This is a genomic window from Acinetobacter sp. 148 (assembly GCF_031196675.1).
Classification (GTDB): domain Bacteria; phylum Pseudomonadota; class Gammaproteobacteria; order Pseudomonadales; family Moraxellaceae; genus Acinetobacter; species Acinetobacter baumannii.
The window spans coordinates 1-10,729 of sequence record NZ_JAVIMT010000046.1; the positions used below are offsets into that span (position 1 = coordinate 1).

At 37.9% G+C, this 10,729-nt stretch carries 9 protein-coding genes and 1 pseudogene; 3 read left to right on the top strand and 7 right to left on the bottom strand.

Going from position 1 to position 10,729, the window contains the following annotated elements; all coding sequences use genetic code 11:
• Positions 1–116 precede the first annotated feature (116 nt).
• The 4 genes from RFX69_RS08680 to RFX69_RS08695 form a co-directional block, all read right to left on the bottom strand.
• A complete protein-coding gene (locus tag RFX69_RS08680) occupies positions 117–1,421 on the bottom strand; it encodes a nucleobase:cation symporter-2 family protein (RefSeq protein WP_000185581.1) in 1,305 nt (434 codons plus the stop codon).
• Positions 1,422–1,441: 20 nt separating this feature from the next.
• Positions 1,442–2,233: an outer membrane protein OmpK gene (locus RFX69_RS08685; RefSeq protein WP_032069246.1), complete on the bottom strand. Its 792-nt coding sequence runs from the start codon at positions 2,231–2,233 to the stop codon at positions 1,442–1,444.
• A gap of 201 nt (positions 2,234–2,434) precedes the next feature.
• Complete coding sequence (locus tag RFX69_RS08690) at positions 2,435–3,388, bottom strand: isopenicillin N synthase family oxygenase (RefSeq protein ID WP_000735995.1); 954 nt, start codon at positions 3,386–3,388, stop codon at positions 2,435–2,437.
• Positions 3,389–3,404: 16 nt separating this feature from the next.
• Entirely contained in the window at positions 3,405–4,379 is a 975-nt protein-coding gene (locus RFX69_RS08695) for an isopenicillin N synthase family oxygenase (protein WP_000125683.1), read from the bottom strand.
• A gap of 306 nt (positions 4,380–4,685) precedes the next feature.
• Here RFX69_RS08695 and RFX69_RS08700 point away from each other — a divergent pair, with 306 nt between their 5' ends.
• Positions 4,686–5,618 carry a LysR family transcriptional regulator gene (locus tag RFX69_RS08700; protein ID WP_000107470.1) on the top strand — a complete coding sequence of 311 codons (933 nt, stop codon included), beginning with the start codon at positions 4,686–4,688 and terminating at the stop codon, positions 5,616–5,618.
• Between the two features lie 70 nt (positions 5,619–5,688).
• Here RFX69_RS08700 and RFX69_RS08705 read toward each other — a convergent pair.
• The 3 genes and pseudogenes from RFX69_RS08705 to RFX69_RS08715 form a co-directional block, all read right to left on the bottom strand.
• Positions 5,689–6,774, bottom strand: a pseudogene (locus RFX69_RS08705) (BMP family ABC transporter substrate-binding protein).
• Positions 6,771–7,847 (bottom strand): hypothetical protein, encoded by a 1,077-nt coding sequence (locus tag RFX69_RS08710; protein WP_000738084.1) that lies wholly within the window; start codon positions 7,845–7,847, stop codon positions 6,771–6,773. The pseudogene RFX69_RS08705 and the gene RFX69_RS08710 overlap by 4 nt, the downstream one beginning before the upstream one ends.
• Positions 7,848–7,873: 26 nt before the next feature.
• The gene (locus RFX69_RS08715) at positions 7,874–8,863 is read right to left on the bottom strand and encodes an isopenicillin N synthase family oxygenase (protein WP_017385290.1); all 990 of its coding nucleotides are present in this window, start codon (positions 8,861–8,863) and stop codon (positions 7,874–7,876) included.
• A gap of 344 nt (positions 8,864–9,207) precedes the next feature.
• Here RFX69_RS08715 and RFX69_RS08720 point away from each other — a divergent pair, with 344 nt between their 5' ends.
• Positions 9,208–10,263, top strand: coding sequence for an aromatic ring-hydroxylating dioxygenase subunit alpha (locus RFX69_RS08720; protein WP_000991568.1), 1,056 nt, complete (start codon positions 9,208–9,210; stop codon positions 10,261–10,263).
• Between the two features lie 244 nt (positions 10,264–10,507).
• On the top strand, positions 10,508–10,729 hold a 222-nt coding region (locus RFX69_RS08725; RefSeq protein WP_171253619.1), incomplete at its 3' end, for a transposase.

Consider the following 10,729-nt stretch of genomic DNA (forward strand, 5'->3'; position numbering starts at 1 on the left):
CTAAATAAAGATTTGATCATTTTGAAATTATAGGACTGAATAAACCTTATAGGCTAGGTTTGTGCAACAAAGCCCTGTGTATCTGATATTTATGCATCTTTCAATTTCTGAAGATACTATTCATCCAATATCCGCTGTTTTCGATTGAGAACAGCATTCAAAATCACAGCACAAAAAGCCGTTAGCAAAATTGGGCTGTTTAACAGAGGTGAAAGATAAGATGGTAGTTGTGAGAAAATAGTAGGTGAGAATACAGGCAACATACCTATGCCGGCACTGACTGCAATGATGTAGAGATTATTCACATTTTGAAAGTCGACACGCTGCAGTACTTTGATACCATTAGATGTCACCATCCCAAACATAAACAATGCGGCTCCACCTAGAACACATGAGGGTATAGACGCAACAAAGTAAGCTATTTTAGGAAATAGACCTAAAAGGATTAAAAACACACCAGCTAAAGCACATACACTGCGATTCTTAACACCTGTGATCGCTAGCAAACCGATGTTCTGAGCATAGGATGTATACGGGAAGATATTAAAAATCCCACCAATCATTGTGCCAAGGCTGTCAGCTCTAAAACCGCGAGTCAATTTTTCCTGATCCACCTCTTCTTCAACAATTTCACCTACAGCCATGAACATCCCAGCTGTTTCAATGAAAATAACCAGCATGACTACGCACATAGTCAAGACAGCCCAAAAGTTAAACTCTGGAATACCGAAGTGAAATGGCATCACCCAACCTAACCATGGACTTTCATCTATCTTGTCTAAAGAGATGAGGCCAGAAAATGCAGCGATGATATAACCAATTCCCATCCCGATTAGAACTGAAATGTTGCCCAAAAAGCCTTTAACATAACGGCTGATGATAATAATGCTTAATAGAACACAGGCAGCGATAGATAAGTACAATGGATTTCCAAAGTCTTTTACCCCATATCCGCCAGCGGACCATGTGCCTGCAATACCAATGAGAGATAGACCAATCACAAGAATTTGAGTTCCTGTCACCACAGGAGGGAAGAATCGTATTAACTTTCCAATAAATGGTGAAATCAGGAAGCCAAAGATCCCTGCGATAATGATTGCCCCAAATACACTTAGTAGTCCCATATCTGGATTAGTCCCAATTGCAATCATTGGGCCTACTGCAGTAAAGGTAACTCCCATCATAATGGGAAAGCGAATACCTACATTTTTAAAACCAATAGTTTGAATGAGGGTGGCAATGCCACAAACAAATAGATCTGCAGTAATTAAGAAAGCAATTTCTGCAGTGCTTAACCCTAAAGCTCCTCCAACAATTAGGGGAATTGAAACAGCACCTGCATACATTACCAAGACGTGCTGGATACTGAGAAAAATCATGGAGCTTGGTTTTAAGTTATTGGCTGTGATTGTGTTAGTCATATATGTTTTTCTCCTTCAGCCTAAAAGGTATATTTGACGATGAAACTAGTAGCATTTTGATTAGTTTTAAAATATGGAGTGTCTTCGATTAAGAATTTGTTTTTCCAATAGTCGTATTCAATACCTGCTGCTAATTTTTTTGGGCTTAAGCCTAGATGAGGGCTAAGGTCATATTTGATTTGTGGGTTAAAGTGAAAGTCGGAAGAGTTATTACCTTTGGAATTGACTACCCAATCAATGTATCCATCAAAAATGATTGATGATTTAAGAAATGGGACGGTATATGACCAGAAAGGAGTGATTTGCCATTGTCCACTTGGGGTGTTTCCATCGTCTGGAATGCGATAGTAAAAATTAAGGGTGAAATAATCAAAGCCTTTGATATCTAGGTCAAAACCTGGACCAACTAAATAAGTCCACATATCGTCATAGCCAGGCTGATCTTGAATACTTAAGTCAAAACTCGTAGCTATTAGGACATCTTTCACTGGCCCAAAGCTCAAATTCGTATTGGTTAGTTTTCCTATTGAAAAGAGTGGGGCTATTTCTGTATAGACAGCATTATGTCCTTGGGAAGCAGTCTTTTCACCGTCAAACCAATAAGTGTCGACGAATAGATAGAGATCCCCCCATTTCCAACTGCTCGCATGTTCGAAGGTAATGGTTTCATGTGTATCCGGCTCTACTTCGAAACCTTTACCATAAAGTGCAGAAATACTATTGGATTGCCAATTTAACCATGATTCCTCAGCAAAAGAATAAGTGCTTATTAAACATGTGCTTAAAAATAGATAGGGCGCATTTTTTTTCATATAATTGTTTCCGATATTCAAAGGCTTTGTTGCACAAAGATTTAAAAACTAGGATTTCCCATATCTACTCAAATTTAAGTGACAACTCGGGTGTGAGGTCTGCCTAAATCGGTAAATCTATTTAATTGTGTAGGCTTCTTCATTTGAAAATTATATCGCTGAAGAAGCCCTTAAGAATAGCTTTGTGCAACAAAGCCATATTCAAACTTCAGCACGATGTTTGTAGGTTGCACTAAAACGTGATTGCAAATATTCCATACTAGTAATTGGTAAGTACTTAGGTGGATTGGATTCGCTGTAACAGTTAGGTAGGCAACGGATTACAGTTTTTGGACTAGGTTGTATGAAAAATGGAAATGAGAATCTTTGTTTTCCTTTAGGACTCGAAACGCGATGAGGTGTCGATTTATAGAGATCATTTGACCATCGTGCCATCATATCTCCGATATTGATTACATAGGTGTTAGGTATAGGAGGAGCATCGATCCAATTACCATTTACATCCTGAACTTGTAATCCACCTACTTCATCCTGAGCCAAAATAGTTACACACCCATAATCAGTATGTGTTCCCGCATTAAAACCTTGAGAGTCTGTATTGTCTAAGGTAGGCGGATAATGAATTAACCGGAGAAAACATAGGCTGTCTTGCAGACAATGATCAAAATAATTTTGCGGAAGACCAATGGCATGAGACATGGCATTAAGCAATATTTTTGCTAAATCCACCATTTCATCAAAATACTCTTCTGTAGCTACTTTCCACCCTTCAATATTTGGATAAACATTTGGTCCCCTTAGAGGTTCTTGATTAATGACTTCGGGATGATTAGCTTCTAAATGGACACCCATGTCATATATTTCTTTAAAGTCTTCAGGTAAGTCAGGGTTCAGTTGTTCTACTCCTAATGCACCATATCCTCTATGTGCAATTTTATTCTTTTGAATATCTATTTCTAATTTCTCTTGTAGAGGCTTACTAAAAAACTCTTTAGCTAAACTTTGAACTTCTGCAAGGTGATTCGGTTTATAACCACTGATATAGAAGAATCCCCATTCACGACATGCTTGGTCAATTTGGTTGCATATATCTGCATAATCAGGATGGTTAACGTCATAAAGAGGTGCAATGTCGATAACTGGTAATTTTTTCATGGGAAACTCCTTATTATTAGATATATGTTTTTTTGAACATGTTACGATAATGCTGTTCAACACTGATTGGTGGATATAGCGGTTCTGAGTTTTCCTCCAAACACTCTCGAATGCATTCAATCTGATACTGGTGATTACCGCTGTAGAAGAATGGAACAGAATATCGTTCCCCACCTGAGATGTTGATGACGCGATGGAGGGTGGATCTATATGTATTGTTCGTCCACATAGAGATTAGGTCACCTAGGTTAACGACATAACTATCTTCAATAGGCTCTGCCCAAATCCATTGGTTTGTTGACTGATCCCATACTTGTAAACCACGATTATGGTCTTGAAGTAATAGAGTAAGCCCGCCGAAATCAGTATGTGCCCCGCAACCTTTTTCATTTGGTTGAGCATTAGCTGGTTGAGGGGGATAGTGTAATAAGCGTAAAGTGACTAAATCTGCATCCTTACAAAACTCTGTGAAATAGTCAGCTTCCAAGTTTAGAGATAATGCAATAGCACGCATGAGTCGTTCAGAGACTTTAATCAATTCAACTTGATATTCCTCCATTACCTCTTTAAATCCATCAATATCTGGCCATTGGTTTGGGCCTTGGTTAAAAGCTTTATGGATGACAAAAGGATCTGAAGGTGAGCGTTCCTTCCCGATATAAAAGCCTTCCTTTATATCAGGCGGAGAATTAGGTTCAAGTGTTTGTGCTCTTAATGATTCATAGCCTCTATTTGCTTCAGAAAGCTCTTTGGACCACTGCTTTTTCTGTTCTGGGGGAAGACTAAAAAATAATTTGGAATATTCAAAAACCTTATCTTGTAATGCTTTAGAAACTCCATGTCCCGTAATGTAAAAAAAACCTTTATCTAAGCATGCTTTCCGAATATGTGAGGCAATGTTTTGGTGCGTTTGTATGTCATTATCCAAAAGTCCAGAAATATCGATGATGGGTATAGAGGTAATGTTTTGATTGTTTTCCAGCGCAGTCATGTAGCAATCTCTCAAAAATAATGTTTTCTTTTTTTATAAAATAATCATGAGACCGCATAGCAATGAATATCGAGCAAGCTGATGCCAAAAAGAGAGCTATTCTTAATTAATTAAATAAAAACAATTGCTTAAACTTTTTTAAATGAGTGGTGATGCTGAAAAAGCAACGGGATGCACTGAAAATAATGCTTTAGGTCCAAAAAATGGCTGCTACTTAATGGCAAGTTTTTTGCTTCTATTTCAATAGCTCATTCAAATTTATAAATGGATTGGGGCTTTAAAATTGGAATAGGATGTGATGTTAAAATGAGTACACGTGGTCTTCGCTTTCACTCAGCAGCAATTCATTATTTTGATGCTGTACGCCGGTGCGGTTCAATCAGGGAAGCAGCCAGACAATTAAATGTCGTATCTTCTGCTGTAAACAGGCAAATTTTAAAACTCGAAGATGAAGTTGGAGCACCATTATTCAATCGGGTGCCTTCGGGTATGGTACTTACTCATGCAGGTGAGTTATTTTCAAGACATATCAGTTTAGTATTGCGAGATACTAAGCGATTGCAGAATGAATTGGATGCACTGAAAGGGCTTTATAAAGGTCATGTAGAAATTGCGAGTGTTGAAACACTGGCAATTAATTTCCTGCCAGAGATTATTGAAAAATTCCAAGTAAAATATCCTAATGTAACTGTAGGGGTTACAATTTTAGGCTCAAAAGATATCCCTAATGAAATCATTGAAAATAGGGTGGATCTAGGCTTGGCTTTTGCCTTGCCAAAGCATAATGATTTGCACCAAATAGCAATATCCCATTTTAAATTAGGTGCAATTGTATCGACTGAGCATCCCTTGGCCTCTCAAAAGACGGTGTCATTCCATCAGTGCCTCGACTATGATGTGATTATGCCAAAACCTAATTTATCTATTTATCAACAGTTGGCGCCATTATTTGCGGGTGCACAACATGCTATTCCAAATTTTAAAATGCAAACGAGTTCTTTGGAATTAATGAAACAGTTAATACTCAGGAATAAGGGAATTGGTTTTCAGACATTCTTTGGGTTGGAAAATGAAATAATTAATAATCGCCTTCGCTATATTCCGCTTAATGATAACAATGGTATCTACTGTGATTTAGGTCTGTATGCACGTAAAGGGCATTATCTTTCCACAGCAACAGACGCTCTCTCCAGGCTTATTACAGATGAAATCCTACAAAGAGGCGAAGCTGGACAATAAACATAACCTGAAAAGTACAACTAAAAAGCTAAGCCCTTATCGAAATCCCTCAATAAAGGCTTAGCTTTGTTTATTTTGGATAAGCAGCATCCACGCCTTTAACGAAATAATTCATACTCATCAATTGCGTATTTGAGAGATGTTTACCTTTTCCCAAAAGTAATGTTCCATCTTGTTTGTAAAGTGGTCCACTAAACACAATATATTGACCGTTACGAATTTTATCTCGGACTGCCAAAACCTTCATTTTTTCATTGTTAGAGACCATTGGACCAAAACCTGCTATATCGATGGCACCTTCCTTGACACCATACCATGTCGATCCCGACTTCCATATTTTGTTATGCACTTGCTGCAAAACAGGAGTATAGATTTTTTCCCAATATAACACTGATGCAGCTAGGTGACCTTTAGGAGCAAACTTACTCATATCTGAGTTCCAGCCAAAGCCAAATTTCCCTTTTTCCTGAGCAGCTTTAACTACAGCGGGTGAGTTGGTGACTTGTGATAATATATCAGCATTTTGCGATATTAATGCAAGTGCAGCCTCATGCTCTTTTCCTGAATCAAACCAAGTGTTAATCCAGACTATCTTGGTCTTAATTTTTGGATTTACAGATTGAGCCCCAAGTGTATAGGCATTGATGTCTCTAATGACTTCAGGAATTGGGAATGGTGCTACAACACCCAAACATTACTTTTAGTCTTATAGCCTGCCAATACCCCTTGCAAGTAAGAGCCTTCATAGGTTCGGATATCATAGACTCCCACATTTTTTGCAGTTTTATATCCGTTCGCATGCATAAAAATGGTGTTCGGGAACTGTTTAGCTACCTTTTCAATGGCATTCATATACCCGAAGGTAGTAGCAAATATAACCTTATTTCCTTGTTGTGCGAGTCTCCGAAATGTACGTTCAGAGTCGGCATTATCTAGAATATTCTCGATATAAGAGGTCTTAAATTTACCCTGTAAGCTTTTCTGCTTTCAGACGACCTATATCGTGTGAATAAGACCAACCATAATCGTTTTTATGAGCGACATAGACAAAAGCCGCTTGATCAGCGGCCAATGCTGGATTGGCCCCACTGATGAGTAAAAGTCCTAAAAGACTGGCATTTACGAAAATATTTTTTAAATTAAGTAGGTTATTCATGCTGATTCTCTTTGAAGAGTATCAGTTGAATTTTGTTTTGCCATAAATATTGCCAGTCGCTCCTCATAAATCTCACGAATATAATGGGCAACACTGCAACTGTCGGCAAACATGTTGTATTTCCAATTTAAACCATACGACTCTAAATTGATATTATCAACAGTCATAAGTTGAACTTTAGAATTTGGATTGTTCAAGTAGCTATCAATGATTTTACGAATGACTTCTTTGGTTGGTGCAAGCTTATATGCATGCCAGAAGTCTGTATGCCATTCACCTTCCGTAGGTTGATTAAATGGATACTGAATTCCTCGGCCAGGACGATTTGTTCCTAAGCCATTATATGGTCCTGTTTCAAATGCTAACCAGTTAACTGGATTATTCGGGACTGCAGGACGGATCTGCCCCCATGTAACTAAATTTCGATTCAGCCAATCATCTGCAAAACTATCATTATTAAAAGGATCTAACTTTCTGATAGCTTCAGGATCATCACGCATTTGTGATACAGCAAGCTCAATTTCATTTTCAATTTTAAAAATACAATGGCTGTAATCCATTGCAAACTCAAACGGCACACCTTCTTTTTCTATAAGATCTGCCACCGGAATTACTCGACGATAATCTTCAGACCAGTTATCAACGTGGCACTCTAAGGTAACCGTTATTCCTTTACTTTGAGCGTAGGTGTAGAAATCGATATAAGTTTTAGCAACTTCTTCGTTCGTTACATAATGACCATCTGCATGTTTTGCCCAAATCATCATGTTGTGGAATTTGGCCCCTACAGCGGCACTACGATTAATATCCTGTTTGAATGCTTCCTCATCCTTGCCAATGACATATAAGCCACAACCAGAATAAATAGGGATATTTGTTTTCTGACTTGCCTTGATGTAAGCATCTATTTGACTATCTTCAAGAGGGATACGATCCAGAAAATCAAAGACCTCCGCAGCTTTTAGCATTTCGAACTGTTCGAGAATAGTAGGCTCATTCAGGCTTACTGGTCGTTCTTTTGATGAGTTTTGAATGCCTAAACCAGCACAACCTAGGGGAAACATTTTTTTCATAATTTTGATACCAACTGTTGAATAAATTAAACGGCTTCTTTTTTCGATGCGTAAGTTTTTTGATACATATAGGCTATGTATTCACCTACAGTCATTTCTTTAGGTTCAGCCTTAAATTGATCACCTAAATTTTGCAGCGTTTTGATTTTGTATTCGTAATCCAAGTCAAAGAAGGTTGGAACCGAATAACGTGAGACACCTGCTTTACTATTGAAAACACGGTGCATATTTGAGAGGTAGAGTCCATTAGTCATGAATTGGACTAAATCACCGAGGTTTACGATAAAAGTATCTGGTATGTGAGGTGCACGTATCCATTCACCCTCACTATTGCGTACTTCTAGTCCACCTACTTCATCTTGCAATAAGAGCGTCAGTAACCCCCAATCAGTGTGCGCACCGGACCCTAGCTGATTGTTTACAATTTTTTCAGATTGAGGAGGATAGTGAAGCATACGGGTAATAATGACAGTTTCATCATAGCCTGCCTCGAAGTAGTTTTCTTCAAGCCCAAGAGAAAGTGCCAATAGGCCAGCTAGATGCTTACCCAGTTTTAAAGTCTGTTGAATATAGGTTTCGGTCTGGGTCTTCATTTCAGGAAGATCTTCAGGCCACTGATTCTGCCCATGTTGTGGATAGCCTTTTTGGACATATGGGTGACTTGAATCTAGATTTTTCCCTGACATGAACCCTTCTTTTAAGTCAGGAGGAGAGCCTTCATCAAGTGTTTGAGCTGCCATTAGTTCATAACCACGAAGGCATTTGGAGTTTTTGAAATCAATTTCTAGTTTCTTTTCAATCGGAAGGTCAAAAAACTGTTTTGCAATGTCTAATTGTTTTTGGAGAACTTCAGAAGCGATACCATGATTTTTAATATAGAAGAAACCTGTTGTTCTGCATGCTTTATGGATTTCCCACGCAACAGATTTCCGTTTTTCTAGGTTATCGGAAAAACTGTCGCTTAAGTCGATTACTGGAATACTCTTAGCCGTAGAAGGTGGTGTGTATATCAACATTTTTGTGGCTCTTTGAACTTTGTTGTTATCAACTTAATGACAATTTAATTCCGTGTATAGCAGAGAATCTCGCTCAACTCGTTGCCAAAAAGGCAACACTAAATAAAGTCAGAGTAGTAATAGGAGTCCAAGTAATTCAGCATCAATTAAGAATTGTGATGAGTTATAAAATGCTAGTTATTCGTTAAGTTTAGATAAGAAGAACAATAATAAGAAAAGTGTTCTAAAAATTAGAAATACCATTCCTAAAGTCTTTAATAGACAGATAGAAAAGAAAAAGTCATGATGAAGCAATGCTAAGAAGTTTGAATTAATCAATAACTTATAAGAGGGGCAGCGCTAAAATGAATGCAATACCAGTTCTCAATTTATTCACTCAGCCACAATGTAGTCAATTTGACCCAAATGACTGGAATATTCTAGCGCAGCATTGGTATCCGGTAGTTCAAATCCAGGATGTAACGACTCAACCGCAACAAGTTCAGCTTCTTGATGTCAAAATGGCTATTTATAAAACTGAAAGTGGAGAAATTCATCTGGTCAGAGATATCTGTCCACATCGAGGAGTGCCATTAAGTAAAGGATGGGTAGAAGGTGAAAATATTGTTTGTCCCTATCATGGGCTCAACTATAACGCACAAGGTAAGTGCGTAAAAATCCCTGCTCAACCAGAACTTACCCAAATTTCAGATCGGTTCACCTTAACTAAATTCCCTGTAGTTGAGAAATATGGACTAGTTTGGACCAGCTTATTTAGCCGTGATGAAAGTGAAGCTAATTTTCCAGTTCTTGAAACTTGGGATTCGGATGAACATCAATCAATACTCCCACCATTTGTTGATATAGCAGGTTCTAGTGGTCGTCAGCTTGAAGGTTTTATCGATGTGGCACATTTTGCCTGGGTGCATAACAAGGCATTCGCTGATCGTGATAATCCAGTAGTGCCAAAATATGAAACTGAAAGAACAGATTATGGACTTAAAACGATTTATATCTCTACAGTAAGTAACTTTCCTCATAGTTTGAGACATTTAGAGCCAGAGAATTTCTTATGGAAACGAGAATTTGATGTATATCCTCCATTCTCGGCAACACTTACTGTCTATTTTCCTAACAATGGGATTTTAAAAATTTTGAATGCTTGTTGTCCTGTTTCGCATAATCAAACCAGGCTATTTGTTCCGTTGACACGTAATTTTGATACGACGGGTGACCTACAGGCTGTATATGACTTCAATGCACAAATTTTTGCAGAGGATCAGGATATTGTTGAGAGTCAAAAACCGGAAGAACTTCCATTAGATGTTTCAATGGAGGCGCACTTTGCAGCAGACAAATCTTCAACGACATATAGACGGATATTGGCAGAATGGGGATTAAGTAAAAGATATGTGGTCTAGAGATATAAGATAACCTGATTATCTCGATTGGTTGAAATATAAGGGAGGTAGTCTCCCTTATATTTTTAGAGATTGATTTCGCAGAAATACTAATATAAAAGTGACTCACCATTTATCGTAATTTCATTGTCTTAGCTTCTTCTAATTAATAAACTTGATTTTGTTACAATATCAAGTTTGTACAGGGGGAGGCTTTGTTGCACAAACCTAGCCTATAAGGTTTATTCAGTCCTATAATTTCAAAATGAATAAACCTACTCCTAAAACTTATCGTACAACCAACTGGTCTTCCTATAATCGCGCTCTCATTAATCGGGGCAACATTTCCATTTGGTTTGATCCAAACACTCAGTGGTATGCACAACCACAAAACAAGCAAGGTCGAAATCAAACTTACTCCGATACGGCTATTCAATGCTGTTTAATGATCAAATCTTTATTTAGACTCTCTTTACGCATGGTCACA